Source organism: Peptoniphilus faecalis (genome assembly GCF_012976305.1).
Lineage (GTDB): Bacteria > Bacillota > Clostridia > Tissierellales > Peptoniphilaceae > Peptoniphilus_A > Peptoniphilus_A faecalis.
Map to the genome: position 1 here is coordinate 119,254 of NZ_JABDSR010000005.1, position 26,719 is coordinate 145,972.

The following is a 26,719-nucleotide window of genomic DNA, read 5'->3' on the forward strand; positions in this document are numbered from 1 at the left end:
GTGATAAAATGAAAAAATTTCTAAAATTTTTAAAATCAATAATATTTATTGCCATAGTAATTTTTGGCATCATAGAACTAAATAGCCTTTTCATGAGAAAATCTCTTTCAAAGCCTTGGGATATGGGAAATAAAATAGGCGGCTTTTTTAACGAAGCTGAAGACTATAATGCGATGTTTTTTGGTTCAAGTCATACTTACTGCTCCTTTGAACCCCTTGTAATTTATGAAAATACTGGTGTTAAATCCTATGTATTGGGGTCTCAAAAACAGCCTCTACAAGTTACTGCAAGTTATGTAAAGGAAGCCCTCAGAATAAAAAATCCCAGCGTGATTTTTGTCGACATACAATCATCAATTTATAAAATTCAAGAAGATTCTAGCGTCGTAAATTCTTATTCAGACTATTTGCCAATGTCTAAAAATAAATTAGAAATGATCCTTAAAAAAGTTCCTAAGGAGTTTAAGGCAATGTCCATTCTTCCCCTCATTAGCTATCATAGCAGATGGGATGAGTTAAAGTATGAGGATTACAACTTCGACAAAACTTCCTACAAAGATTACCTAAAAGGCTATGTACTTTTAAAGGGTCAAAGTAAAGATTTTAGAGAAAATATATTTGAAGATGAAGATAATTATTTAAATTCAATTACTTCCTTTGATGAAAAAAATTATTTAAAGGAAAACCTAAAGGCCTTTGACGAAATCATAGACCTAGCAAATAGAAATGGTGTAAAATTATATTTTGTCAAGACGCCCGTTTACGATTATAATTTGTATAAAAAAAATATAAATACAATTGAAAAATATTTAGAGAAAAGAGACGCAACCTTTATCGACTTCAACAAATTTTATGACGAAATAAAATTAACTAAAGATGATTTCTACGATCCTCATCACTTAAATGTTCAAGGTGCAGAAAAATTTAATTTGTTTTTTATCGACTACATGAAAAAAGAAGGCATCTTCCAAGAAAATTTGGCTAATGATAAAGCTTGGCAAGAAAATATTAAAATTTATGATATAAATAAATCTTGATAGACAGAGGTTTTTATCTTCTGTCTCTTTTTTTGAAAATCTTTTTTAATATTGATAAGCACATTTATTTGTAATATTATATAAAATGAGTTTAATAAATAAAATTATAACCTTTTTTCTATATTTCTTGCTTTTTATTAAAAATAATAATAAAATATGCTTAAGGAGGCTAATATGACTATAAGGGATTTGGAAATATTTATTGAAGTTGTTAAGACGAAAAATATGTCAAATGCTGCTAAAAATCTAGAAATTTCGCAGCCTACCGTCTCTCATGCAATTTCACAAATAGAAAATGAGTATAATGTAAGACTATTCGATAGGGTTTCTAAAAAATTGTACATAACTGATGTTGGCTTAAGGCTTTATGATTTTGCCCTAAATATATTGGAACAATTTGAAAACACTTTGATTTTTTTGCAAAGTTCATCTACCGCCCACAATATTAATCTAGGTGTGAGTTCAAATTTTAGTTCTCAATTTTTGCTTGAAATAGTAGATGAGTATGAAAAAAAGGAAAACGATGTTAGTATAAGAGTATATGTTGACTCTCGTGAAAAAATAATTGAAAAATTAAATGCTGGTATAGTAAACCTTGCGATAATAGACGGAGATTCTGGAGTTGAAAATAATCTAGTCGAGCCCTTTTTTAAAGATGAGATTTTTATAATTTCTTCGAAAGATTCTGAAATAAAAGACAAAAAAGTACTTGAACCAGATGATTTAAAAAACAAAAAATTTGTATTTGGAGATTTAGACAGTGTTTCTAAAAAAATACTTTTGGGTTATCTTCGTGAAAAAAATATTCCAATAGATTTAAAATTTATTTGTCAAAATAAAGACATGGTTTTAAATATTGTAAAAAATAGTGATGTACTTTCCATTGGTGCAAATTCATCCTTTAATGACGATAATATAATTAAGCACAGAATTTTAAATTTCTCTATGAGTAGAACTTATTACTTAGTTTATCATAGTGATTCTTTTCTTAAAAATAATTTGAAAAATTTTGTGAATTTTATAAAATACAAATTTAAAACAAAATAGCATGGAAATTAAATTTTTAGAAGCTTTACAAATTCTCTACTCTCCAATTTTAAATTATCTCATGATTTTTATAACTTATCTGGGCAATGGAGGATTTATTTGGATTGTTGCTGCAATATATTTGCTCTTTCAGAATAATAATAAGTTGAAAAGAGAGGCTTTTACCTTAGCATTAGCGCTAATTATTTTTTCAATCTTTGGTCTTCTAATTTTAAAACCAATAATAGCAAGACCAAGGCCTTTTACAGTATCTGATGTAAATCTTTTAATAAAAGAACCGCTGGGATTTTCTTTTCCATCAGGACACACTGGATCGTCTTTTGCAGCAGCATATGTGATTTATTTTTACAACAAAAAAAAAGGTGTGCTCGCACTTATTTTGGCAGCACTCATTGCCTTCTCTAGAATGTATCTCTTTGTTCATTATCCAACGGACATAATCGCCGGAATAATTCTTGGATTAATATCTGGAAAATTGGCAACAAATTGCACAAATAATCTTTTAAAAAGGGCGTATAATAATTAAAAAATTTAAATTCTTTGCAAAATACCCCGTAAACTTTTACGGGGTAGAATATTTTTCTGCAATTTTTATATTTAGTTCTTCACCAAGACCTCCATAGATCTCCTGGTACTCTTCGTAAACATTTTTTAGTCTAGTTAAATTAAAATCAATTGCTTCTTTATCATCTAACATATCCAGTTGATTTAGTGGAAATCTGTCAAACATCATTGAGATTTCTATCTCTAGGTCATCTCTCATAAACTGCAATTTTTCGCTACTTATGCGAAGTTCTCTCGGCCTTTCTCTATTTAAAAATTTCAAAAGTCCCTCTTTGTCACAATTTTTGAAAAGTTCTTCTGCCCTGTCAAATTCTTCCACAGGAAAATCGTAAAAAGCTGGACTATAATAAAATATTACTTCTCTAAAAATATCCTCAATTTCTTTTCTCTTTTCATCAGTAATTATAATTTCATCTTCTCGTGTGAAGTTTTTTTTATCTTCCAATTCAAGTTCTTTAAACTCTTTTGCAAATTCTTCTTGAGCCTTATTTTTTGCATCTACGGGAGAAAGTTTGTCCAACAATTTTATATTTCTTCTAAGTTTTCTAATATTTAAATTTAAAGTATCTACATAATTTTCCAATTCGCCAAAAATCTCATTATATCTCTCATAAGTCTTTGGAATTAAATTTATAATTGTGTCTTCTTTTACAAAAATTAGCTCCGACACTAAAAATTTCAAATAATTTCTCTCCATAACATCACCTTTTCCTTTAGGCCTAAACTTTATTATATTCATCACAATAAGTCAATGTTAAAAATATTGTAAGAAAAAATAGGAAAGTTCATCAATCCTTTTAAGTCATTGTAATCTATATAGGAAGGAGTTTTATTCCAACCGTCATAGACATGTAAAATTTTGATTTTCATACCCTTAAATTTATAAATTGAATATCCAAAAATAACCAAAGAATGTCTTTTATAATATCCGTTCCCGAGATTCATGAGAACTGGGCGAAAATTATCTATTTCATCTTTTACATGGGAATAAAAATTACCCATGTAAATTCCCCTTGATTTTAGATTCATATTATTTTTTCTAAAATAAGTATTTGCAATGCGTGAAATAAAAAAGGGAATCGTGCCAATATTTTTGAAATAGCCATTTTTATTTGCAATTTTAAAAACCTCTTTGTAAATTTCAAATTTATCAAGGTCCTTAAAACAATAACTAATAATTCTCGTCAAACTTGCAATAGTACAATTATTGCTTCCATCTTTAAAATCTCTTTGCAAAAAGTTTTGCATTTCAATTTCCCTTGATTCCACAAAAACTGCCTTGGGATAGTTTTTTTCTATATAGTCCTTTAGATTTGCAATTCTATTCTTTTTCATCTCTTCCCCCAATCTTTATATACCCAGTTTACAATAAAAAAAGCTTTATGAAAAATTCATAAAACTTTCTCAAAGTCTATTTATCTCTGGAAGGTAATTCCAATATTTTTTAGGCATATTCTGTACCCTAAGCCTTTCATTTTTCCGTTCCTTAATAGCAATTGCATCGTAAAAAATTCGCCAAAGGTCTACATAATCGTCTTCAATTTTAAAATCTTCTTTCATTTCATAATCAAAAAATTCTGCCCTAACTCCATTGTAAATTACTCCTCGATTTCTCTTTATGTCTACAATTATAAATTTTGTTTTTACAAGTCTTCTTTTAAAATGATTAAAGATATAATACAAGATATCATTTTCTGGACTAAATTTTGCAAATAAAAAGCCATCTTTTTCATCGAATCGAAGAAGTCCCTTGTATGAATGAATTTCCCCTAAAACTCTTTTTAAAATATTTCTAAATAAAACTACATAATCATCGGCACTTTCGATGTAATAAAATCCCTTTACATATAATTTTTTCAACGTCTTGGCAATGGCAATTTCCTTTTTTTCATTATTTGATGAAAAAACCATAAAGATATTTTCGTAAAAGGAATAGGAAAAATTTTTTATTATGGAATTTTTTACACGTTCTGCCTTGTCCTTTTCTGTTACACATTTTATTCTATCATTAATAAAATCCTCTTGTTCAGTTTTTTTGACAATATCTTTCACTTCTTCCAAAACTTTATAAGAATCAAAAATTACTGTGAGAAGTCCCTGGAAACTTCCATCATATACATAAATCATATTTCCCTCTCTATAAAAATGTGAGCTGCTCTGAATTTTCTCTCTCCAAAATTATGGAGCGAAGAGATTCCCTTGAGTCAAACTTTTTGCCATAATATTTCCCCGAAACTGTTATAAAATTTATAGCCCTTTTTGTAGAAATTCTAAGCTTCTTTAAATCTTCAAAATTTAGAGCAAAGACCCTTCGTGCTTCAATAATTTTTTTCACAGTTTTTGGACCAAACCCTGGAATTTTTAAAAGTTCATCTGCCCTCGCCTTATTTATTTCAATAGGCTCTACAAAATTTTCAATTGCCCAATCCATTTTTGGATCCATATTTAAATCAAAATCTTTTTTTCTCTCGCTTAAAAGTTCTGTCGCACGAAAACCATAAAATCTAATCAAAAAATCTGCCTGATAAATCCTGTGTTCTCGCAGAAGTGGTGTAGCAAACTTTGGCAAATTAGAATTTTCACGAACTGGCACATAGGCAGAATAATAAACTCTTTTTAGAGAATAGTCATCGTAAAGAGATTGAGACCTCATCATTATATCTCTGTCGTGAATGTCGCCTGTACCAACAATCATCTGCGTAGTTTGTCCCGCTGGCAAAAACAAGTTTTTTCGCCCAAAATTTTTATATTTTTTCTTTTCAAGGAAATTTATCTTTAATGTTTTTGACACAAAATCCATGGGCTTAGTTATTTCAGCAATTTTCTTTTCTGGTGCAAGAAGTGCAAGGCTTTTTTCAGTTGGAAGCTCAATATTTATACTCATCCTATCCACATATCGCCCAAGTTCTTTGATTAAATATTCACTAGCACCTGGTATTGCCTTCATGTGAATATAGCCATTAAAATTTTCATCTTCGCGCAACCTTTTTGCAACTTCAATTAATTTTTCCATTGTGTAGTCACAGGATTTAAAAATTCCAGAAGATAAAAACAGTCCTTCAATGTAATTTCTCTTGTAAAAATTAACTGTAAGATCTACTACTTCCTCCACTGTAAAAGCTGCTCTCTTTGAGTCGACGCTCCTTGCGTTTACACAATACTTGCAGTTATAGATGCAATGATTTGTAAAAAGTATTTTTAACAGTGATATGCATCTACCATCTTCGCTCCAAGAATGACAGATTCCACTCACATCTGCGTTACCAAGTCCTCCCCTATTCTTTCTATTTGAACCAGAAGAGGAACAACTAACATCATATTTAGCGGCGTCTGATAGTATTCTTAGTTTTTCCATTAATTCCATATTACCACCAAATCCATTCTATCATTAAAACCCATGTTTTGTAAACATATATTTTTATTACAAAATAGTTTTTCTATTTCTCTGTTTATACAAGCTAAAAATTCACATAAAAAAATCTGCTACCATGAGCAGATTTTTAAAATATTAAATTGCAAGTTTTCCTGCATTAGAAATATAAGATGAAATTCTTTCCAATGCTGCGAGAGTCTTTTCATATAAAAGTCCACTTTCAGGATTGCAGATTTTTTCTCTCATCCTAATCATGTGATTGTTTCTAAATTGAGAAGCGTCTTTTTGCACTAATTCGTTGGATTCACGCAGAAAAGCAACCCTTTCGTCTTTATCCAATTCTGCAATTGCCGAGTTAAACATTTTTTCGATTATTTCATTTATTTCCTTTAATTCTTCAAAGGTTTTATCTGTAAATTCAAGTTTTTGATCTTCTTTTAATTTAGCAACTTCGGCGATGTTTTTGGAATGGTCTCCAATTCTTTCCATGTCTCTAGATATCCTTAGATATGCCGCAAAATTTGCTGAAGTCTTTTCATTCATTGCAAGTCCAAGAGAGTCAATTATAAAGGCTGAAATTTCTTTGTTTAAATAATTTATTACTTCTTCCCGTCTAAATATTTTATCATATACTTCTTCGTTAAAATTTTTGAGTAAAGCAACTGAACTTTTATAATTCTCATTGCAAATTTCAAAAAGTCTTTTTATTTCTGCTTTTACATCAGTAAAGGTTGCAGGTGCGTCTTTGACAATATTTTTGTTTATATATTGTAAAGACATTTCTTCTTGTTCCTTATCTATACCAGGAATTAGTTTAAAGGATAGGTCTGCAAGCTTTTTAGAGAAGGGAAAAAGCATAAGTGTAGTAGCCACGTTAAAAGCTGTGTGCAAGTTGGCAATTTGTGCTGCTGGCAGATCTCTTGAAAAATTCATTATTATTTTATCAATAGGAACGACAAAGGAAATTGTTACAAATATTATTGTACCAATAATATTAAATAGCACGTGGACTAATGCAGTTCTTTTTGCATTTTTAGATGATCCAACTGATGACAAAACAGATGTAATACATGTACCAATGTTAAATCCAAAAATTATATACATTGATGATTTAAGTGGTATTACTCCTTGATTTGCTATTGCCTGCAAAATACCAAGAGATGCAGATGATGACTGAATTATTGCAGTAATAATTGTACCAGCAAGTACGCCAAGTATTGGATTATCAAATTTTGTCATTAGAGTTACAAAGCCAGGATACTCTCGTAGAGGCTCCATGGAATCACTCATAAATTGCATTCCCATAAATAAAAATCCAAGTCCAATTATTGCTTGACCAATGTATCTTTTCTTTTTATTTTTTGAAAATGTATTTAACAAAAACCCAACAAAGGCAATTATAGGTGCAATTGTAGAAATATTTAGTGCAACTAATTGTCCCGTTATTGTTGTACCAATGTTTGCCCCCATTATAATTCCAACTGCTTGATAGATTGTCATGAGTCCAGCATTTACAAAACCCACAACCATTACCGTAGTTGCAGAAGACGACTGAATTATCGCAGTTACAAAGGTTCCAACGAGTATTGCCTTAAAAAAACTCGATGTCATTTTCTCTATAACAATGCGAAGTCTGTCACCTGCAACTAGCTCGAGGCCGCTGCTCATCATTTCCATACCATATAAGAATAAAGCAAGACCTCCCAATAGTTCAATAAAGTAATTAATTGACATAAATCCTCCCAATTTTTTATTCAATTTAATCTTACAATATAATTGAACTTTTTTAAAGAAAAAGTAAAAAAAATGTAAATCTTTAGTAAAGATTTTAGAGTATTTATGCAATAAAAAGGCGATTCCTCGCCTAATTAAAATTATTTTGTATTTACAACTTTTAAATATAGTGGAAGGGCAAGAAGCTGCGTCGTCATAGAAATAATTATCATAATAGGAATAGAAATGCTATACACTACGCCAAGTAACCACGAACCCAAGAACCAGAAAAATCCAAAAGAAGACTCAAAAATTCCATATCCAGTGGCTCTATTTTCCTTTGGTACCATGGAAGTTACTGCCGCCTTTAAAATTGATTCCTGTGCACCCATGCCAATTCCCCAAAGGACCAATCCAAATAAAAGTGCAGGAATACTTTTAAATCCAAAGATAAAAATTGAAAAAGGTGCAGAAATAATTGTGGAAATTACTAGAGCCTTTACTCCATTTTTGTCGTATATATGACCGAAAATCAGTGCTGCAATGGCATCCACAAGCATTGCTCCTGCATAAAGTAGTGGAATTGTTCCACTGTTAATTAAATTTGATGTTTGTATATTTCCTGCTGTAAAATTTTTAGTTATGTGCATAATTATTATTGAATAGTCGATGAAACCAAAGGCAAAAAAAGAAATTCCCGCAATATAATATATAAAGGACTTTTTCATTTTAAAGGGTTCTTCCCTTTTTGACTCTGGCTCAAAACGCTCTGGGTTTGGAAATTTCATCTTCGTATAAAATAAAAAAAGGATTGTAATGAAACCAGGAATTACCAAAAATGCAAAGCAAGTTCTATAAATTTCAAAAATGCTGCCCTCTGTTTTAAATAACATAACTAGATATAGAAAAACTGGACCTAGAAATGCACCAATTTGATCTAACATCTCTTGTATTCCAAAGGACTTTCCCACGCCTTCCTGCGATGCAGCAAAGGACATAATAGTATCTTTAGCTGGTTTTTTTATTGCTTTCCCCATTCTTTGCACCACAAGTAAAAGTGATGCAGCAAGCCAACCATTTTCGCCCACAAGTGCAAGAGCAGGAACAGCCAAAATATCTAGTACATAACCAAAAATTACCATTGTCCAATATTTTTTAGTCTTGTCAGTAATTTTTCCAAAAACATATCTCATAGAATAGCCAACTAGTTCGCCAAGCCCCGAGATAAAACCAATAGTCCCTGCCGATGCTCCAAGTACAGTGAGATAAGCTCCTCTAATGCTCGATGCACCTTCATGTGTCATGTCTGAAAATAAGCTTACAATGCCAAATAAAATTATAAATAACATTGCAGTAGAAATTCCTTTTTTCTTCAAAATAATCTCCCCTCAAAGTCTTAGTTTTATTATTATATCATCATATTATAAATTTTCTTCAAAAAATAAAAAAAGTTTGCAAGTTTAATTTGCAAACATAGATTAATTTTTATCAAAATTTGTAAGACTTTTATTAAATTTATGCAATTATATAAATAGATAGAGCAAATATTATCGTCAGTATAGTGTCAATGTACAAAAATGTCTTTCTTATTTGTATCTTTTCAATTTAACCAATCAATAATATTTTTTCGCAAAATATTGCAATAATTTAAAAATAATGACCACACTTTTCCTTTATTTTAAAGTTTCAAAATCTTTTAAAGTTTCATTTTTATTTTCTATATTATTTGAAAATTATTAGAAAAATTTTTATGTTTAATACTTTCACTTTGATAATTAAAATTTTCTTCTGTATTTTTAATAGAAATTCCATTTCTGCCATAAATTAGAAATTTTAAAATTTCTCTAGTTTCTTTATTTTCTATTTTATTTAAATCACAAAGAACATCGCCAAGTTTACCATTATCCAATTTATTCATAGTAATTAAATTTTTCTTGTAAATTTCATAATTTGGATCCAGCCAACCTACATTTAAAACATAATATTTTTCTCCGTCATAAATTAAACTTCTGTCATCTTTTGCCGAAAACACAGATGCTAAAAAGATAAAAAAAGAAGAAATACAAGCACAAATTATTAGAAAAATCAATAGTATGACTTTTATATATCTATTAAGCTCAATTCTTGTCAATTTATAGAATGAAAAAATTTGAAGTCCTATAAAAAATAAAAAATTAAATCCAAGTATAAGATTATTAATTATTGGAATTAGTTCGACTCTTTTAATAATTGCAAAAACACCAAAGCTAATAACAAAGGATGTAAAATATATTAAAATGCCTATAATATTTTTGTTTTTTAAATCCATAATAACCTCGAAACTTTTAAATTTTAAAAAAAGAGATTTAAAGCAATTTCTTTTAAACTACATATTGTCCTTTACTCCAACTGCAACCATCCTTGCCTTTGCACGAACTTCTCCATCAGCTTCCATTACCATATTTACTATGACTTTTCTTTCGCCAATTTCCTCAGCAGTTGCCCTAACAGTAATTTCCACGTCCATTGGAGTTGGTTTTTTGAAATCAACTTCAAGTCTTGCAGTAATAAAACGACCTATTACTGTGTCTTTAGTCAGTTCAAGACCTAAATCATGATGCTTAAACCATGCCGCAGATGCAGTTCCGTGACAATCGAAGATCATTGCAATCATTCCGCCAAAAAGGTTTGCAGGAACGCCACCAGTATATACAGAATCTGGAGTTACCTTTGCGATACACTCTCTTCCATCTTCAGATGGATAGGATTTTAGGTGCATGCCTTCGTGATTTTTAGGACCGCAACCCCAGCAGTATTGAAATCTTTCACCATAAGTTTCTTGAATGGCAATATTTTTATTTTCTTTATTCATTTTATTCCTCCAAGTTTATAATTAATTTTGCTTTTAATATTTTTATTGTACCACATTTGAGTTTTAAAAATAAAAAATCTCTTGGAAATATGATTTCTAATTTTATTTTACCTTGTCTTTAAGTTATTTTAATCTAATTTTCTGCTTTTTTATTCTCCTCCGATTCATGATCTTCTAGTTTAATAGTTTTATACTTAATTCCTGCTTTCTTCTCGCTCTTTGTATTACCCAATTCTCCAGCCCATTCAAATCCTTTTTTGGCGGTTATTACCGCAATAATTTCGTTAATTACGGCTGCTGCTGCAATGGTTCCTTGAACAATTTTTGAACACTTTGGAGCTGGTGTAGCTAAAACTGAAACGGCGATCCCAGTAAATACCAAGGAAACGCCAGAGTGTGGTAAAAGTGTTAAGCCAAGATATTTCTTTACAGTTTCAGGACATTTTGTAATGCTCGCTCCAAAATATGCTCCAAAATATTTTCCTGCTGCTCTTGTTATAATATAAATTACAGTAAATAAACCAGCTCCAAGAATCAAGTGGTAATCTAAAGGTGCTCCTAAGTTTAGAATTACAACAATCATGGAGATGCTTAAAATAGGGCTAAAGCTATGCATGATCTGTACAAGACGTTTTTTTGAAACCATATTGGAAAAGGTTGCGGAAAATGCCATGCCGATTAGCATAAAATTCAAAACAGGTCGAGGCAAAATCAATATATTAAAAATAAATCCAACAGAAGATGCTACTATAATCATGGCAATCAACAAAATCAATGTAGAAGATTTGCTTCGCTCTTTTTTCAATACTAAGCCAGCTAACAAACCTGTTACAATGCCTATAAGCAAAGGCAGTATTACAATAAGAGTAATCATGTATGCTGGTAAATCGCCGGCAGAAAGATTGCCTGCAACTATTGCAATAGTCGTGAAAAAGACTATACAACCTACAATATCATCTAAGGCTGCCATGGGGATTAAGGCTTCGGTAACTGGTCCTTTTGTATTAAATTCTCGTACAATGGATAAGGCTGGAGCTGGTGCTGTTGCAAGTGCAATTCCGCCAAAAATGAATGCCAAATATATTGGGATATTCGCTTTGTAGAATACTATGCCGAAAACCAGTGATACAATTAAAAAAGTGCCCAAGGATTGTGTCAGTGTTGTAATTACAATAGCCCTTCCAGACTTTTTTATTTTATTCCAGACAAGCTCAGTCCCAATCATTAAACCGACACCACATTCAAGAATATGATTAATTGTCTGATACCACTGCGCATCTAAAAGTTCTTGATTTATAAGTGAAAGTGCATGCGGTCCTAAAAACATTCCAGCAATCAACCATCCCAATATTGATGGTAATTTCAATTTAGAAACAAGCTTACCCACAAAAAATGCAATTCCTATTGTTATAAGTAGCCTAAAAAATAATATAATCATTTCGCTTCACCTAATCTTTCTAAAGAGAGTCTATTACATATAAAGTTTTTTTAATTTTCACCATTTTTCTTTGTTGATTCCTTCGCTAAACCATACAATATGATGTCAAAAATTGTAGATAATTTTCCCTCGTGGTCATCAACAAATTCTCGATAGTCACCTTTTTGTTCTGATTTTTTTTGAAAATAGTTATTGAACATTTCACTGACACCTAAAAAATATTCCAATGCTATCTCTTTTGTAATCCCCTCTCGCAATGTGAGATAATCCAAAAGAGCAAGATAATACTCACTAAAATACTCATCAAAACCACTGCGCAACTTAGCAAGTTCATGAATCAGATGCTTTGGCGGTTGTAAAACTGTATTGAAAAAAATATTAGCATAATGGGGGTTGTCTTGAAAAAATCTTTGTCTAATCATAAGGAAGTTTTTCAAGCCATCTTTAGCACTTTGAATTTCAAAAGGCTGTGCCTTCAAAGCCTCTGTCATTTCATCATAGCAAGCTTTTACGCAAAGCAAATAGAGCTCATCCTTCCCTTTAAAATTGTGATAAATCAATCCCTTGGAAATCTTTCCTATTTCACAGATGCTATTGACTGATGCCGCATCGTAACTTTTGCTGCCAAATTCTTTAAGTGCGGCATCAATAATACGCTCCTTAGTTTTTTGAGTTTTTTCTTGTTTTTTCATTCTAACCTCCATTATTTATTATTGACTACGTGGTCTATTATAGTAAAACATAGACCGTTCAGTCAATAACTAAAAAGTAAACTTTTCTTTTATTTATAGATTTGTCCCTTCTTTTATAGAGAAAAATTTGAAATTTCTTATTAGTTTTCACACAATTATTTATAATAGATGTCAATAAAATAATGTAAAAACTGAGGAAAGATTATATTTACTTTTTAATCTCAAATGAAATAATCTCTGTAGTTTTCACAGCAAAAAATCTTTTTTATTTTGGTGTTATTGTTTTTAATAAATGGAATAAATTTTTTGTCCTTTTTCCTTGATTTTAAGCAAAAAAAAACAGTAAATCTATTGATTTACTGCCTCATGAATTTTCTTATAACTTATTATTTAATATTTGAGTTAAATAACTGTAATCATAACGCTATCTTCTTCCATTTTCTGATCTTTGTTCTAAATGTTCCAAAGGGTGCAACAGTGTTAACATGAATAAACTTATATACTTCCCATACTGCTGTTTTAGTCGCTTCATCAGCCCACTTTCGCATATGTGGTTTAAATAATTCTTCCTCACTTAATGAATCGATCATATCATAGATAGCATTAATATTTCCATTTAATTTAGATTTCAACTCTTGCAGAGATAAATGAGCGTAGGTATCTGTAAACCACTGATATAATTCGCCTAATTGATTCCATTTGAATTTATCCGATGGCGTCTTTACTTGAAGTCCCCTTCTTTCATCTTCTTCCCATTTAAGGACTAAAGTCGTCCATCCCACCTGATAAGCAAGGTTTTCTGCTGGCGTTCTGTCAACTTCACTAACTCTCTTGTCCTTTAAAGTTTCTGGAATGTCATCGAATTCTGAAATATATTTCTTAAATGTCTTATTTATTTCAGCCTTGAGTTCCTCTTTATCTTTATACACTCGCAAAAAATCACCTCTATAAGTCTTAATTTATAAGTTCCTTTATTTAAACTAAAACTATTTTATCATTTATAAATTGTGAAAAGCAATAATGCCGCTACCAATTTGATAGATGCTAAAATTCATTATTTAACTTTTTAATTTTTTAATAACCAATAATCCAATTAGAACAGTTAACCAATAACAAACCTCACCTAGAAATATTATTAATAACATTTCTTTTGTATGAGTCTTATTTATATCATATTTCAAAAAATAAAAAACACCCATAATAAAAAGTCCAATGATATTATACATTAAGGCTCTTAAGAGCGCATTTTTCATTAATGATATCCCCTTTTACTCCAATGTAAACTCGTAATATATTCTCCGTCAGTGGTATAAAAATCTCCATAGAATCTTGTGTAATGTTTTCCTGTTCTATAAGGACTTGAATACACATCTACGCTTGCTCGAACATTCCATGGCATAATTCCACCTGCCCCTAGTAATCCAGCAGAAGTAGCTGTCAATACAAATTTCCCACGATCATTGGAATAAGTAACAAATACATCACGTGTTTCTTCATCAGATTCTGTTAGTTCTAAAATTTGATCAAAGCTATAGCTTTCTGAATTTATAAGCTCTTGATCTGAATTTCTGTTTTCAAAGTAAACAATGCCAACTGATCTATCGACAGTTATAATCTGAGTTTCTATTAATACCCCTTCATCAGTAAAAAAATTAGAAGTAGTTTTGATTTTATCTCCTCTAGACATCAAATCTTCTTCAACTTTATATTTTTTCCATCTTCTACAAAGTTGCCTCACTATGTTTAACATAATCTGAATACTCAGAGGCTTGAGCATAGCTTGGAGATAAAATTGTAGCTATCATTACAAATGCCATCAATAGGCTTACTATTTTTTATTCAATTCTTTCTTCTTTTTATTGATATGGTTTATCACTTTTATTTTCACACTTCAGACCTTATTTGTCAATATCTCTTTAGAAATTACCATAATCATTCTGTGTAGCTACTTCTTTGTCTTTAAAGTCCTCTTTACTTTTTTCTGTAAACATATTATTTATATTACAAATTAAAAGCAAAAATAAATCAAAAATAGATAGTCAAGTTTCACTGCCTCAATAAATAAATGTGGTCATTGGTCTTTGCGTTGACTGCACCCTTTCGGATGAATATTAAATTTAAAATGTTTATACTATTACTTCTAAAAATTGAAAATGAAAATAGGACCTGCTTTTGTAGATGCTATCAGTCCTATTTTTTAACATAATATGTTGCTCTGCCTTTGCCCCTTCTTTCAATTATATTTTTATCTATCAATTCCCTTAAAGAATTTTCTACAGATAGTCTCTTATAATCATAGACATATTCACTATTATCATTTCTACATCTAATAGACTACCAAGAGCCATAATTTTTGTAATAACTCCGTCAATCTTTCTCTTTCCATACCAACTCTATTGAGCCTAAAGACTGACTTAAATCTGCTAGTAAACTTTATTTTATACTTCAAGAGCTTTTTTCAAATCATCCATATTATCATAAAAGCTCACATTCATATCTTTAGCTATCATTCTTCCTTCTTCTATAGCTTTTATAGTTTCATCTTTGGGAACATTTAATTTTAAATCAAAAGGAATTCCTCTTTCTCTAATACTAGCTCTTAAAAAGATATTAATTGCAGTTGTCATATTTAAACTTAAATTAGAGTAGGTTTTTTCTGCTGCTTCTTTTATTTCTTTATCTGTCCTTATATTTAAATTAGTTGTAGCCATAATATCATCTCCATTAACTTGATTATGATATAAAATTCGTGCATAGTCTATACATTGTCATTATATTACGGTTCGTAAAATAGCTCCTTAGTACTTAGGCGCAACTACATTTATAGGAATATGATTTCTATGTCTATTTTAATTATATTCTCAAAATAAAAATAGTGCTGATGATTTATAACCAACACTGTTTTTAATAGACCTTTTGTTTTTATTTATCTATTTATATCCCTTCCTGCTATCTATTCTATAAAAAATCACAACAATTGCTTCTGTTTTGATAAGATAGCTTCCCCTCACCGATTAGTATTTCTTTTAAATTTCACTTTCTCAGATTCTTTGCCATCTTCTATATGAAACTTTACCTCTATATACTATTTAACATCACCTTTAAAAAAAGTTTTATACTTCACAAGCCTTGTTTTATATTTCAAATTTTGTTATGTTTTCTATATTTACTTGGGCTTAGACCTGTGAATTTTTTAAAGGACCTTGCGAAATTAGAAGGGTTTTTAAATCCCACTTCTTCACACACATCAATTATATTTTTATTTGTTGATATTAAAATTTCCTCTGCTTTAATTAATCTCATATTATTTAAATATCTCATGGGAGTATACTGAAATATACGCATAAACCTATTGTTTAGGTATGATTTTGAAATTTTAAATTCTTTGCAAATTTTATTTAGGTCGATGTCTTCTTTCATATGAGTTTTAAGGTAGCTTTCTATCTGATAAATCTCTTCTTTCATCGCATCCTCTTTGTAATATTTTGTCCTGTTTTCTGTAACTTTTTCCTTTGCTATCCTATACATAAGTTCCAATACTTTTAGTCTTATTAAAATCATATCTCTATTTTTTAAGGCTTCTATTAATTGATTGGAAAGAAATGTTAGCTCTCTGCTGTTGAAAATATAACCAAAGTCTTTAATATTTTCTACATTTTTTAAAAATTTTGAGATGATTTCATAACTCTTGGCTTTATGATCTATATGTTTTGGTGATATGGCTATATTAAAAGCAATCGTCCTATCACTTGTACAATAGGACTTAAAGGATTTGGGAAGGGATTTTCCCACAAATATTTCCCTTGTTATCAAAACTCTTGTGTTATTTATATGAGTATAATAATTGCCTTCATATGAATATCCAATTCTATATCCATATGTGCCCTCGCTTTCCGAATTTTCAGCCATATATCTATGCTTAAAATCTATAAATAATACAGTAATGCCTGGAAATATGGCATAGGATCTCATTTTATTTTCTGGATATTCAATTCCCTCATAATCAAAAATATTTTTATCCTCTGTTGGCGATACTTTAAACCCCCAACTTTCATATCCTTTTTTATCCACTTACAAATTTCACCACATTTTCTTGCACCATTTTTATAAACTCATAGTCATGAGTTATTATAATAATGATTTTTCCATCTTCTTTCATTTCTTTTATTACTTTTATCAAATTTCTCATATTTTTAAAACAAAGCCCCGATGTAGGCTCGTCTAATATTACAATACCCTTTGGACTTGCCTTTGCAAGTGCAAGAGCAAGCCTTTGTTTTTCTCCTCCCGATAAACTCTGAGGGTGAAAGTCTTTTTTGTCCCAAAGCTCAAATTCTCTTAAAGTTTCCTCTTTTAATTTTTCATCATTTGATACAATGGAAATCTCGCTATATACCGATTCTGTAAAAAGTTGATAATTTACATCTTGCATCACAAGAGATATGTGATCGCCGTGATTTTTTATTTTTTCTTTACAATAGTATACTTCTCCTTTTTGCCCCTTATTCAGTCCGCAAATATTTCTAATAAAAGAAGATTTTCCGATTCCATTTTCTCCAATTATAAAATGAATTCCCTTGCTAAAAGATATTGAAAAATCAAATATTTCTTTTCCTCCGCTATATTTACAATAAAAATCTTTGCAAATTAATTCATCTTCCTCGTTATATGATTTATCAAATAAGTTTTTTTCAGTATAATTATCATTTTTAAAATCCCTTTCTTCTATATTTTGTAAAATCCTGAGATGATGCTTTTTTATCAAAACATCATCTACATTATTTTTGTCATATGAAAAAATTTTGTTGTTCTCAATTACAAAAATTTTATCCAAAATATCCCTTAAATAATAAAGCCTATGCTCTGCAATTATTATAATTTTACCCTGTTTTTTTAAAATTTTTATATCTTCAGAAAGCCTCTTTATAGACTCTCTATCCAGTGATGCGGAAGGTTCGTCAAATAGGTAAATCTCGTTATCCATGACAGAAACAGAGGTTATGGCAACTAATTGTTTTTCTCCCCCTGATAATTTAAGTAAATCTTTATTCAGAAGTTTTTCTGTCGAAAGCAGTTTGGTATAATATTCTATCCTATTAAAAATTTCCTCTTTTTCCATTTTTCTATTTTCCAAGGCAAAGGCTATTTCATCAAGGGAATTTATTGCATAAAATTGATTTTTTGGATTTTGAAATACTGTCGATATTTTCTCGCTTCTTTTTGTAATATCACTTTCCAGTAAATTCTCGCCATTTAATTTTATTTCCCCACATATTTTTGCACTTGTTATCTCTGGGATTATACCGTTTATTAGTTTTATAAGAGAAGATTTACCGCAACCTGATTCTCCCGTTATTACATTTATGCTACCTTTTTCAAATTTTAAATTGATATCGTCTAGGATTTTTAAATTTTTACCCTCATCATTTTCATATTCCAGAGTCAAATTTTTAAATTCTAACATAGCTTCACCTTAATAAACAAAATCGTCAAAAACAAAGAAAATAAAATTAGTATATAATCATAAAACTTTAGGCTTGCATTTGAAATACTACTTCTTTCTTCTCCTACTCTCATACCTCTTGTCATGGCAGATATTGATACATTATCGGCTGTTTGAGAAGTTATCATAAGAAGTGGAACAAATTTGTATTCTATAATTCTTGCCGGATTTTTAAAAAAATTTTTTAATGTAAGCCCGTGCATATACATCGCCTCGTTAATCACCTTATAGTCTTCTTTAATGGAGTAGAAAAATCGAAACATAACAGAAATCGGAATTATAATAAAATCGGGAAATTTCATCCTTGTTAGAGAATATACAAGGTCGCTCATCTTTGTGGTTGTCACTCCATAATACCCCATCATCACGCCCGGAATAATTCTAAGTATTATTCCACAATAGAGAGTGAGTACCATAGCAAGAAAATTCCCCTGAAAATGTGGCAAAAACTTTTGCCCCAATAAAGCAATTACTGTATAGAAAAGTCCCTTGAAAAATAGGGACTTTTCTCTGTCAAAAAGTGCTAAGATATAAGGAAATACAACTAATAAAATACCAAGGAAAGGATATTTTTGACTTACGGAACCTTCTACCACAACAATTCCAAGTACTATGGTTAATATGAACTTTGTCCTGAAATCCAGTTTCATTAAGCCATTCCCGCTTTTTTAAAATGCTTATTCAAAATTTTAATCCCGATAGTGCAACCCAAGTAGCCTCCTATCATTCCAAGAATAACAATCGGTAAAAAGGACCACATCGGCATGACGCTCATTAATTTATTTACGTATTCTTTTCCATAACCCTGTGCAATTAAAGACTGTATATAGGCATCTCTTGCAAAATATAGCGGAATAAGATTTGCCGCCGCAAATAACATAAATACTAGATAAGAAAGTCTTGCGTGTTTTATAGATTTATAGTCTCCCTTTTTCATAATATATTCGGAGATAAGTGAAAATACTATAATAAGCGGAAATACTATGGCTCCATGACCTGACATTGAAAACACCAGCCCAAAAATTATTCCCATGATTAAAATCATTCCAAATTTATTTATCTTCGTTGAGTACAACATAAATACAGGACCTGATACAATACCGCAACAAAATGGTACAATAGGCATGGCAATTGGAATAAAACCAATCATACCACCTAACCATGTAGCCGCCACTACAAGTAGCGAGAATACTCCTGCATTAACTAAATCACGAACTGTAAATTTTTTCATTTTTCCTCCTTAAAATACAAATTCTTCTGATTTTTTTGAAGAGTCTATCATCTTTTTATAGGTTTTGCTTGATTTTAGCAGTTCTTCATGCACACCAGATTGTTCAATTTTTCCATTATTCATCACAATGATTTGATTTACCTTTTCTATTGATTTCATTCTGTGAGAAATTATCATAAGGGTTTTATCTTTTGTAAGTTTATTTAATGACTGCTGAATATATTTTTCATTTTCTACATCAAGGCTTGCCGCAATTTCATCAAGTAAAATGATCTCTGCATCCTTTAGAAATGCCCTTGCAATGGAAATCCTTTGTCTTTCGCCTCCTGATAGATTTGAACCATTTTCTCCGATCAATGTGTCATACCCTTGAGGCAGTTTTTCTACAAATTCATCACAATTGGCAAGTCTTGCCGCTTCTATTACCTCTTCATCAGATGCGGACAAATTACCTATTCTAATATTGTCCATTACCGAGCCGTTAAATAATAATACCTCTTGAAACACTATTGATATATGCTTAAATAAATCTTCTGTCCTTATTTTTTGTATTTCTTTGCCATCAATAATTATTTTTCCGCTGTCATAATCATAAAGTCTGGACACCAATCTTAAAAGAGTGGTCTTTCCACACCCAGAAGGCCCTACAAGAGCTGTTGTCTTTCCTTGAAGTGCTTTAAAAGAAATATCATCTATTACTTTTTTCCCGCCAAGATAAGAAAATTCCACATTTTCTCCTGAAATATCGAATTGATTTAACTCACTAGCACTTCCTACTTGAGTTGGCGCCTCTTTAAGTTTCCTTATTTTTTCAACAGGAGAGTCGATATACATCATTTCCGCATAATATTGATTAAATGCTGCGACACCGTCAATAAGTCTTGCTGCCGCAAATAAATATCCTGCAAAATAAAGTATGTTAATATTACCTGAGATTAATTCAGTAAGTCCAAAATATACCACAAATCCGAGAGCAAAATTCCCTACAATTCCGGTTAAAGTTATTGGCACAACTTGTCCGATTTCTGAAGAAATATGATATTTCTCAAGTTCTCTTACAAATTCCAGTGCATCTTTTTTCTTCTTTTCAGATAAATTATAGGATTTTATTTCTGTGGATAAATCTATTAATTCCTGAAACATTTTAGACGATTTTCTTTGTTCTTTATAATATATTTCAGTTGCCCTCGTCTGCCTTTTTTTTGAAAGAAAACTTAAAAGCATGGACACCAAAATTGGAAGCATCACCGCAAGTCCAAGTTTTATATTTCCCACTAGAAGCAAAACTCCTATAATGGCGAAGTTTATCATAAAACCGTAAAATCCCGGAATGGCATGACTCATGGCATGTTCAACAGTTTCCACATCCTTCATTATAGTTTGCGACAGGTCTGTTAGACTATGCCTTGAATAAAAAGATAGTGGAAGATCCTTTATCCTCTCGGATATTTCTATCCTAAGATTTGCCGATTCTTTATAAGTTTCGTTATATGTCGTTATATAATCCTTGTTAATTACATAAATCATAAAAAGTCCGATTGCGACAAAAACAATAATTGATATTTTAAAGTCAAAATTTCCTAATCCGAGAAGTCCCTGAATGACATACATTAAAAACATAATGGGCATCATATAGGATAGGCTCTTCAAGGCAGAGTATTTTATCGCAACAATTGTTCCTTTAGCACCTATTTCAGTCAATGCAAATCTATTTTTTATATAATTTTTCATACACTAACCTCCCATTCATTTGCAGATTCGTATAAATCGACAAAAGCTCTGTATCGAGTTTCCCTTTCCATGAGTTCCTTGTGATTTCCTCTTTCAATGATTTTTCCCTTTTCTACAACAAGTATTTCATCTACTCCACGCACAGATGAAAGTCGGTGGGCTATCATAATAGTTGTTCTATTTTTTATTAGCTCTGAAAAAGCAAGTAAAAGTTCGTATTCATTTTCAGGGTCTGCTGCAGCTGAGGCCTCGTCCAATATGATAATTTTTGGATTTTTTAAAAAGATTCTAGCAATTGAAACTCTTTGGATTTCACCACCTGATAGATTTATCCCTTCCGCTCCTATAACAGCTTTGTAGCCATCTTTAAATTTATCAATAAATTCATTGCATCTTGCCTTTTTAAGAGCATCATAAACTTCTTCGTCCGATGCATTTTCTCTTGCAAGTTTTACATTGTCAAAGATTGTAACGCCATTAAAGAGTTTTGGGTTTTGAAAAACGATTCCTATATTATTCATGAGATATTCTTTCTCATAAGAAGAAATATTTTTATCTCCTATCCTAATTTCACCGGAGTCCACCGGATAAAGTCCGGAGATTAGTTTAGCAATCGTCGATTTACCGCTTCCCGATGAGCCTACCAAAGCATAGACCTTGTTTTCCGATAATTTAAGAGAAAAGTTTTCGAGTATTTTATTTTCTCCGTCATAAGAAAAATCTACATTTCTAAATTCTATATCCGTAGTTTCCATTTCCCTATCTTGTCCGAAGTTTATCTTCTTTTGCTCCATCTCTTTAAATAAATTCTCAAGATTATCAACTGCCATATTTGCCTGAAATTGGTACATGGATACATACATTATCTTCATAGTATTTGAAAAAAACAGTCCCATAAAAAGAGTGAAAAATAAAACTTTGGCACTCCACAACGCCGGACTATCCCCTCGTGAAACCATAAATAAAGCTATGAAAACAGGGCTTACTATAAAAATATTTAAAATCCACTGAAAAGCCACATAGGGAATTCTGCAAGACATGGAATATTTGTATACCATTTCTTTGTACTCCATGATTGAATCATATAGTTTTTTAAATCCGATGACTGGTGCATTGAAAATCTTCACTACGGGCATACTGCGCACATATTCAACTGCTCCTGCGTTTAACTCATCAAGTTTCTTCATGTAAGCATCCATAAATTGGGTTTCTCCCATCATCTTTTTCATTATAATTAGAGATATAAAAACAATAATCACAAAAAATATTCCAAGATATATATCAAGTGTAAATACCAAAGCCAGCATCAATAATGGTGTTAAAATAGCAGCCGTTTGATCTGGAATCAGATGGGCGACAATCATGTGAGTCTGTTCCACATTATTGTCTATTATTTTTCTGACTTTTCCCGAGTTATGTACATCAAAAAAAGTATTTGAAGCCTCTAAAAGATGTCTTATACCCTTTTCTCTTAATCTTGTTTCCAGTCTAAATCCCGCAAGATGACTCATCCACGTTCCTGCAAGATATAAAAGTCCATGAGAAACAAACAAAAGTAAAATAATCGTAGCAATTTTTAAAGCTTCCTCAAGACTTTCTCCTAAAAAAACATCTTTAAGTAGCAGCCATATTAAATAATAAGCCGTAAATTGCATTATAATACCTGCCATGGTTAAAATTACAGATAAAAATCCATGCATTTTTCTCTCTGGCATATAAGAAAATAATTTCTTGTATAATTTCAAATTTAAACCTCCTTGAAATAAATAGATAAATATTGCGTTTATTGCTAATTGTTATTGATATTTTTTATCATTTATATGGTAGCATATCTTTTTAATCTTTTCTATTCAAAAATCTTCTTCTATTCAATTATTGTTTGAATATTCAATTCATTATTTTTAAATTTTATAATGAACATGGTCAATAAAAATTAGATGCTTATTTGAAAAGGCATTAAGAAAGTTTTTAAAAATTCCAACACTTAAGATTGTCATGAAAACTTGCGAGCCTGTCTGATTTTAATAGACTAATCTTATACTTATAAAGTTAATAAAAACTCTTTAGAATTATCATGATAATCTCAAAATAAAAAAGCTTTTAAGATTCATTTTAAAATCCTAAAAGCTCTTAACTTAAATGCTTTTTATCTTATACTTTATTTTCATCCTTTAAAATTGATTTTTACTCTACAATCTTCCATTGTTTAATCTACAATTTTTGTCAAGTCCAAGGCCCTTTCGTGATATCGAAGTGGACAGTCTGGAAATAAATCCCAATCCATTTTTGATGTAATAGCTTCAGTTAATCTTAAAGAACCTCCAGCATTATCCATAAATAATCTCTTTCCATAAGTTGGATCATAATTTAAATAAGCAAACTTTGACCTAAGTTTACCTAAAAATTCATCACTAAAAACTCTTTTATACTTATAATTATCCTTGCAATAATTTCTCGCAATATGCAATTATTTGTATTTCTATAGGAGCATTGCCTGGAAGAGATTGAACTCCAATAGCTGCTCTTGAGCAAATTGCCCTTTCTCCATACTTTTTAACAATATAGTCTGATGCAAAATCTGCAAGTTTGGAATGGGCTGTAAATCCTTCTTCTGCATTCACATAGACTGTCATTGTAATAATATCTTTAATTTTTTCATTGCCTTCAAGAGTGTTTTCAATCGCTACAATTGCATTTTTAGTCGCTTGCACAACTGCATCCCTATATTTAGAAATATCTTCAGAAACCTTTACCCTTCCTTCTAGCATTAATTTTCCATCTATTCTTGGAGTCATTCCTGCTGAATAAATTAAATCTCTCGATCTTTTCGCTGGAATATATTTACCTTGAGGAATTGGATTTTTTTCCATTATTTCGCCCTATACCTTTCTATCATCTCAATTATTCTATCAACTGCATCTGATGCTTTCTTTGGATCTTGAGAGAAATTAAGCCTAATACAATCATCAAATTGTGGGCCAAATTCTGTCCCAACAGTAACTATAACATTTGCATGAACCCTTAAAACTTTAACAAAATCTCCAATATTAATATCTAGTTTTGGAAGTTTAGGAAAAATATAAGATCCCCCTTCTGTTGGTCTAATCTTAACGCCTTCTACCTTTCTAAATTTTTTTACTAAATCGTCACGAATATCTTGATGTACTTTGATTCTCTCTTCTAGCCATCCCTTAGGCTCATCAAACCAAAGCTCTAACATCGCTTGATTATAACCTGGGGCACGCAAAGAAACAATTGCTTGAAGCTTCTCCATTCTATCAATAATTTTTTCTGATCCATAGGCAATTCCAAGTCTAAATCCACTCATTGATTCAGTTTTAGAAGGACCCATTATTGTAATTAATTTATCAAAATCAACATCTTCATTAATCATGTGATAATATTTGCGGTTATCAAAAATTTGTCTTGAATAAAGCTCATCTGCAAGTAAAGTTACATTGTACTTCTTTGCCAAAGCTGCAATTTTTTCCAACTCTTTTTTAGAATACACAGCTCCTGTTGGGTTCCCTGGATTTGTAAAAAGAAATACTCTAACGCCATCTTTAAAAGCAGCTTCAAGTGCATCAAAGTCTATTCCCGAACTTCCTGAAGGAGCATTTAAATAATCAAGTTGAATTGGATAAATATCCGCTTCTAAAAATTCCGCCAACTTCCTGTTGTCAAAATAATCTGGCTCTAATATGGCTACTTTATCATCTGCTGCAATAAGTGATGACATAGCGAGAAATAGAGCTCCTTGTGTTCCTGGCGTTATAATAATATTTTTATTAGGATTAATTTCAACCCCTGTGAATTTTGTGATTTTTTTTGCAACATTTTCTCTAATATACTTGTGGCCTCTGTACTCCGAATAAGCTTGCTTTCCACCATCTTCATAGGATTTTATAAATCTATCAAGAGAACCTGGAATTGGGGGATGGGCATCTACATCTCCATGAGAAAAATCAACAAATTCTCCCTCTAGCTTTTCCCCTCTAAGATCTAAAATAGCACTATCTTGTAATGACTCCTGACCAGGCGCATTATCAATTCCCAGTTTCTTAAATTTTTCTTCAATTCTAGTCATGTTTACCTCCTCTTCTGCAAATCTACTATGTTATAATCATATCAATAAAACCTTTTTCACGTCTAATACTGATTATTGTATGATGTTATATTAATTTAATTATATAGGAGTTCTTATGTTTAATTATAATGATTATATTTACGCTGTTTATTTAAATAAAAGTTTTTCAAAAGCTGCGAAATCCCTTTTTATCTCTCAACCAGCCTTAAGTAGTACTGTTAAAAAAGTTGAGGACGAATTAGGCGTTATCTTATTTGACAGAAAATCTAATCCAATTGAGCTTACTGAAGCAGGAAAAATTTATATTAAATCAATTGAACAAGTTATGAATTTAGAAAAATTAACTAGAGAAAATCTTGCGAAAATTTCAAACTCCAAGCAAAATACTTTTACACTTTGTGGACCTACCTATTTTTGCACTTACATTTTTCCTGATTTAATTGAAAAATATTCAGAGATAGATCCCGAAATAAAAATTAAAGTTGTAGAAATAGGAACTGGCGAGATTGAAGATTTTTTAAAATGCAATTTGGCTGATTTAGGTGTATGTGTGGAAAATTTAAATTTAAAAATTTTTAATAAAGATATATGGTTTGAAGAAGAGTTAATTCTCGCTGTACCTAAATCAAATCCCGTAAATTTAGGCATTGAAAAATTTACCTTAAAGCCTGAAGAAATTATGAATTTAGGTATTAAAAATAATAAAAATTATTTAGATTTAAAAGTTTTTAAAGATGAAAAGTTCATTTTCTTAAAAGAGGGAAATGATCTTCACGATAGAGCTATGAATATTTGTTACGAGTATGGATTCATACCAAATATTTTAATGTATATGGACCAGCTTCAAACTTCTTATGAAGTGGCTAAGGCTGGAAAAGGCATTGTTTTTATAAGGGACAGAATGGCTGAATACGATAAATTTAATGATTCTTTATATTTTTATAAGATAAAAAGTAAGTATTCTAAAAGAAATGTAAATTTATTTTTTCTTAAAAATAAAGCCCTTTCCAATAAAGAAAAAAAATTTATTAAATTCCTAAAAGATTTTCAGATTTAATCCAATATATAAAAAACTAAATAATCTTGCAAAGGAAAAAATTTACATCTTTGAATAGTGTGTACTATAGGTGGTTATATGACCTCGCAGGAGCTGAAATAAATTCAATTGAAGCTATATAAATGTACCTAGTTTCAGAAAATGACAGTCTATACTTCGTAAATAGTAAGAACAAAGCTGTTAAATATAAAACAGATGCCCTTTGCGATCTCACAATAATAGGCAGCAAGTCTCGCTCAATCCCAGCTGCGGCATCTATTCTTGGAGATATAATAAATATGTAATAAAAAGTTGTGTCAAAAAAGGCACAACTTTTATTATAATATTATGTTAATTAGAATTCTTACATAAGCTTCTATATTCCTCATAATTTAAGATATTTCAATTTCTTAATT

The 26,719-nt window shown here is 30.5% G+C and carries 27 protein-coding genes; 5 read left to right on the forward strand and 22 right to left on the reverse strand.

What is annotated here, in order from left to right; all coding sequences use genetic code 11:
• Nucleotides 1-8: 8 nt before the first annotated feature.
• The 3 genes from HKO22_RS04750 (at nt 9) to HKO22_RS04760 (ending at nt 2,610) form a co-directional block, all read left to right on the forward strand.
• Nucleotides 9-1,037: a hypothetical protein gene (locus HKO22_RS04750; protein WP_075660031.1), complete on the forward strand. Its 1,029-nt coding sequence runs from the start codon at nt 9-11 to the stop codon at nt 1,035-1,037.
• Nucleotides 1,038-1,211: 174 nt separating this feature from the next.
• Complete coding sequence (locus HKO22_RS04755) at nt 1,212-2,084, forward strand: LysR family transcriptional regulator (protein ID WP_075660030.1); 873 nt, start codon at nt 1,212-1,214, stop codon at nt 2,082-2,084.
• Between the two features lies 1 nt (nt 2,085).
• The gene (locus tag HKO22_RS04760; RefSeq protein WP_169968915.1) at nt 2,086-2,610 is read left to right on the forward strand and encodes a phosphatase PAP2 family protein; all 525 of its coding nucleotides are present in this window, start codon (nt 2,086-2,088) and stop codon (nt 2,608-2,610) included.
• A 36-nt stretch (nt 2,611-2,646) separates the two neighbouring features.
• On the opposite strand, the gene HKO22_RS04765 is transcribed toward HKO22_RS04760, so the two are convergent.
• The 22 genes from HKO22_RS04765 to HKO22_RS04865 all read right to left on the reverse strand — a co-directional run bounded on the left by HKO22_RS04765 (nt 2,647) and on the right by HKO22_RS04865 (nt 25,267).
• Nucleotides 2,647-3,345, reverse strand: a complete 699-nt coding sequence (locus HKO22_RS04765) for a hypothetical protein (RefSeq protein ID WP_075660028.1) — start codon at nt 3,343-3,345, stop codon at nt 2,647-2,649.
• Nucleotides 3,346-3,386: 41 nt separating this feature from the next.
• Nucleotides 3,387-3,983 carry a C39 family peptidase gene (locus HKO22_RS04770; protein ID WP_169968917.1) on the reverse strand — a complete coding sequence of 199 codons (597 nt, stop codon included), beginning with the start codon at nt 3,981-3,983 and terminating at the stop codon, nt 3,387-3,389.
• 69 nt (nt 3,984-4,052) lie between these two features.
• A complete protein-coding gene (locus HKO22_RS04775; RefSeq protein WP_169968919.1) occupies nt 4,053-4,775 on the reverse strand; it encodes a TIGR03915 family putative DNA repair protein in 723 nt (240 codons plus the stop codon).
• 10 nt (nt 4,776-4,785) lie between these two features.
• Nucleotides 4,786-6,012, reverse strand: a complete 1,227-nt coding sequence (locus HKO22_RS04780; RefSeq protein ID WP_169968921.1) for a putative DNA modification/repair radical SAM protein — start codon at nt 6,010-6,012, stop codon at nt 4,786-4,788.
• A 144-nt stretch (nt 6,013-6,156) separates the two neighbouring features.
• Nucleotides 6,157-7,755 carry a Na/Pi cotransporter family protein gene (locus HKO22_RS04785; RefSeq protein ID WP_169968923.1) on the reverse strand — a complete coding sequence of 533 codons (1,599 nt, stop codon included), beginning with the start codon at nt 7,753-7,755 and terminating at the stop codon, nt 6,157-6,159.
• Nucleotides 7,756-7,895: 140 nt separating this feature from the next.
• Nucleotides 7,896-9,110 carry an MFS transporter gene (locus HKO22_RS04790; protein ID WP_169968925.1) on the reverse strand — a complete coding sequence of 405 codons (1,215 nt, stop codon included), beginning with the start codon at nt 9,108-9,110 and terminating at the stop codon, nt 7,896-7,898.
• Between the two features lie 341 nt (nt 9,111-9,451).
• Complete coding sequence (locus HKO22_RS04795) at nt 9,452-10,042, reverse strand: hypothetical protein (RefSeq protein WP_169968927.1); 591 nt, start codon at nt 10,040-10,042, stop codon at nt 9,452-9,454.
• Nucleotides 10,043-10,099: 57 nt separating this feature from the next.
• On the reverse strand, nt 10,100-10,585 hold the full coding sequence (locus tag HKO22_RS04800) for an acyl-CoA thioesterase (RefSeq protein WP_169968929.1): 486 nt from the start codon (nt 10,583-10,585) through the stop codon (nt 10,100-10,102).
• A 133-nt stretch (nt 10,586-10,718) separates the two neighbouring features.
• Complete coding sequence (locus tag HKO22_RS04805) at nt 10,719-12,023, reverse strand: cation:proton antiporter (RefSeq protein WP_169968931.1); 1,305 nt, start codon at nt 12,021-12,023, stop codon at nt 10,719-10,721.
• Between the two features lie 50 nt (nt 12,024-12,073).
• The gene (locus HKO22_RS04810; RefSeq protein WP_169968933.1) at nt 12,074-12,715 is read right to left on the reverse strand and encodes a TetR/AcrR family transcriptional regulator; all 642 of its coding nucleotides are present in this window, start codon (nt 12,713-12,715) and stop codon (nt 12,074-12,076) included.
• Nucleotides 12,716-13,131: 416 nt separating this feature from the next.
• Nucleotides 13,132-13,650: a ClbS/DfsB family four-helix bundle protein gene (locus HKO22_RS04815; protein ID WP_075660019.1), complete on the reverse strand. Its 519-nt coding sequence runs from the start codon at nt 13,648-13,650 to the stop codon at nt 13,132-13,134.
• Nucleotides 13,651-13,967: 317 nt separating this feature from the next.
• The gene (locus HKO22_RS04820) at nt 13,968-14,465 is read right to left on the reverse strand and encodes a hypothetical protein (protein WP_144015210.1); all 498 of its coding nucleotides are present in this window, start codon (nt 14,463-14,465) and stop codon (nt 13,968-13,970) included.
• A gap of 688 nt (nt 14,466-15,153) precedes the next feature.
• A complete protein-coding gene (locus HKO22_RS04825) occupies nt 15,154-15,426 on the reverse strand; it encodes a type II toxin-antitoxin system RelB/DinJ family antitoxin (RefSeq protein ID WP_075660016.1) in 273 nt (90 codons plus the stop codon).
• Between the two features lie 430 nt (nt 15,427-15,856).
• A complete protein-coding gene (locus tag HKO22_RS11065; protein WP_075660015.1) occupies nt 15,857-16,786 on the reverse strand; it encodes a helix-turn-helix domain-containing protein in 930 nt (309 codons plus the stop codon).
• A complete protein-coding gene (locus HKO22_RS04835; RefSeq protein WP_075660014.1) occupies nt 16,779-18,179 on the reverse strand; it encodes an ATP-binding cassette domain-containing protein in 1,401 nt (466 codons plus the stop codon). Before HKO22_RS04835 ends, HKO22_RS11065 begins: the two co-directional genes overlap by 8 nt.
• The gene (locus HKO22_RS04840) at nt 18,173-18,868 is read right to left on the reverse strand and encodes an energy-coupling factor transporter transmembrane component T (protein ID WP_075660013.1); all 696 of its coding nucleotides are present in this window, start codon (nt 18,866-18,868) and stop codon (nt 18,173-18,175) included. Before HKO22_RS04840 ends, HKO22_RS04835 begins: the two co-directional genes overlap by 7 nt.
• Complete coding sequence (locus HKO22_RS04845) at nt 18,868-19,449, reverse strand: MptD family putative ECF transporter S component (RefSeq protein ID WP_075660012.1); 582 nt, start codon at nt 19,447-19,449, stop codon at nt 18,868-18,870. The genes HKO22_RS04840 and HKO22_RS04845 overlap by 1 nt, the downstream gene beginning before the upstream one ends.
• Nucleotides 19,450-19,458: 9 nt before the next feature.
• Nucleotides 19,459-21,180: an ABC transporter ATP-binding protein gene (locus HKO22_RS04850; protein WP_169968935.1), complete on the reverse strand. Its 1,722-nt coding sequence runs from the start codon at nt 21,178-21,180 to the stop codon at nt 19,459-19,461.
• The gene (locus HKO22_RS04855; protein ID WP_169968937.1) at nt 21,177-22,925 is read right to left on the reverse strand and encodes an ABC transporter ATP-binding protein; all 1,749 of its coding nucleotides are present in this window, start codon (nt 22,923-22,925) and stop codon (nt 21,177-21,179) included. The genes HKO22_RS04850 and HKO22_RS04855 overlap by 4 nt, the downstream gene beginning before the upstream one ends.
• Nucleotides 22,926-23,386: 461 nt before the next feature.
• Nucleotides 23,387-23,515 carry a hypothetical protein gene (locus HKO22_RS10985; RefSeq protein ID WP_268935709.1) on the reverse strand — a complete coding sequence of 43 codons (129 nt, stop codon included), beginning with the start codon at nt 23,513-23,515 and terminating at the stop codon, nt 23,387-23,389.
• Nucleotides 23,516-23,615: 100 nt separating this feature from the next.
• Nucleotides 23,616-24,050: a RidA family protein gene (locus HKO22_RS04860; protein ID WP_169968939.1), complete on the reverse strand. Its 435-nt coding sequence runs from the start codon at nt 24,048-24,050 to the stop codon at nt 23,616-23,618.
• Entirely contained in the window at nt 24,050-25,267 is a 1,218-nt protein-coding gene (locus HKO22_RS04865; RefSeq protein ID WP_169968941.1) for a pyridoxal phosphate-dependent aminotransferase, read from the reverse strand. The genes HKO22_RS04860 and HKO22_RS04865 overlap by 1 nt, the downstream gene beginning before the upstream one ends.
• A 115-nt stretch (nt 25,268-25,382) precedes the next feature.
• Here HKO22_RS04865 and HKO22_RS04870 point away from each other — a divergent pair, with 115 nt between their 5' ends.
• Nucleotides 25,383-26,324: a LysR family transcriptional regulator gene (locus tag HKO22_RS04870; protein WP_169968943.1), complete on the forward strand. Its 942-nt coding sequence runs from the start codon at nt 25,383-25,385 to the stop codon at nt 26,322-26,324.
• A gap of 122 nt (nt 26,325-26,446) precedes the next feature.
• Entirely contained in the window at nt 26,447-26,608 is a 162-nt protein-coding gene (locus tag HKO22_RS04875) for a hypothetical protein (protein WP_169968945.1), read from the forward strand.
• The last annotated feature ends 111 nt before the right edge of the window (nt 26,609-26,719 follow it).

What these genes read in the sequence shown, in the direction of transcription:
- HKO22_RS04775 (WP_169968919.1), bottom strand. Translation starts at nt 4,775, where the DNA reads ATGATTTATGTATATGATGGAAGTTTCCAGGGACTTCTCACAGTAATT.
- HKO22_RS04850 (WP_169968935.1), bottom strand. Translation starts at nt 21,180, where the DNA reads ATGAAAAATTATATAAAAAATAGATTTGCATTGACTGAAATAGGTGCT.
- HKO22_RS04810 (WP_169968933.1), bottom strand. Translation starts at nt 12,715, where the DNA reads ATGAAAAAACAAGAAAAAACTCAAAAAACTAAGGAGCGTATTATTGAT.
- HKO22_RS04780 (WP_169968921.1), bottom strand. Translation starts at nt 6,012, where the DNA reads ATGGAATTAATGGAAAAACTAAGAATACTATCAGACGCCGCTAAATAT.
- HKO22_RS04870 (WP_169968943.1), top strand. Translation starts at nt 25,383, where the DNA reads ATGTTTAATTATAATGATTATATTTACGCTGTTTATTTAAATAAAAGT.
- HKO22_RS04875 (WP_169968945.1), top strand. Translation starts at nt 26,447, where the DNA reads ATGTACCTAGTTTCAGAAAATGACAGTCTATACTTCGTAAATAGTAAG.
- HKO22_RS04760 (WP_169968915.1), top strand. Translation starts at nt 2,086, where the DNA reads ATGGAAATTAAATTTTTAGAAGCTTTACAAATTCTCTACTCTCCAATT.
- HKO22_RS04860 (WP_169968939.1), bottom strand. Translation starts at nt 24,050, where the DNA reads ATGGAAAAAAATCCAATTCCTCAAGGTAAATATATTCCAGCGAAAAGA.
- HKO22_RS04840 (WP_075660013.1), bottom strand. Translation starts at nt 18,868, where the DNA reads ATGAAACTGGATTTCAGGACAAAGTTCATATTAACCATAGTACTTGGA.
- HKO22_RS04800 (WP_169968929.1), bottom strand. Translation starts at nt 10,585, where the DNA reads ATGAATAAAGAAAATAAAAATATTGCCATTCAAGAAACTTATGGTGAA.
- HKO22_RS04785 (WP_169968923.1), bottom strand. Translation starts at nt 7,755, where the DNA reads ATGTCAATTAATTACTTTATTGAACTATTGGGAGGTCTTGCTTTATTC.
- HKO22_RS10985 (WP_268935709.1), bottom strand. Translation starts at nt 23,515, where the DNA reads ATGGATAATGCTGGAGGTTCTTTAAGATTAACTGAAGCTATTACATCA.
- HKO22_RS04835 (WP_075660014.1), bottom strand. Translation starts at nt 18,179, where the DNA reads ATGTTAGAATTTAAAAATTTGACTCTGGAATATGAAAATGATGAGGGT.
- HKO22_RS04865 (WP_169968941.1), bottom strand. Translation starts at nt 25,267, where the DNA reads ATGACTAGAATTGAAGAAAAATTTAAGAAACTGGGAATTGATAATGCG.
- HKO22_RS04825 (WP_075660016.1), bottom strand. Translation starts at nt 15,426, where the DNA reads ATGGCTACAACTAATTTAAATATAAGGACAGATAAAGAAATAAAAGAA.
- HKO22_RS04845 (WP_075660012.1), bottom strand. Translation starts at nt 19,449, where the DNA reads ATGAAAAAATTTACAGTTCGTGATTTAGTTAATGCAGGAGTATTCTCG.
- HKO22_RS04795 (WP_169968927.1), bottom strand. Translation starts at nt 10,042, where the DNA reads ATGGATTTAAAAAACAAAAATATTATAGGCATTTTAATATATTTTACA.
- HKO22_RS04750 (WP_075660031.1), top strand. Translation starts at nt 9, where the DNA reads ATGAAAAAATTTCTAAAATTTTTAAAATCAATAATATTTATTGCCATA.
- HKO22_RS04755 (WP_075660030.1), top strand. Translation starts at nt 1,212, where the DNA reads ATGACTATAAGGGATTTGGAAATATTTATTGAAGTTGTTAAGACGAAA.
- HKO22_RS04820 (WP_144015210.1), bottom strand. Translation starts at nt 14,465, where the DNA reads ATGTTAAACATAGTGAGGCAACTTTGTAGAAGATGGAAAAAATATAAA.
- HKO22_RS04770 (WP_169968917.1), bottom strand. Translation starts at nt 3,983, where the DNA reads ATGAAAAAGAATAGAATTGCAAATCTAAAGGACTATATAGAAAAAAAC.
- HKO22_RS04805 (WP_169968931.1), bottom strand. Translation starts at nt 12,023, where the DNA reads ATGATTATATTATTTTTTAGGCTACTTATAACAATAGGAATTGCATTT.
- HKO22_RS04765 (WP_075660028.1), bottom strand. Translation starts at nt 3,345, where the DNA reads ATGGAGAGAAATTATTTGAAATTTTTAGTGTCGGAGCTAATTTTTGTA.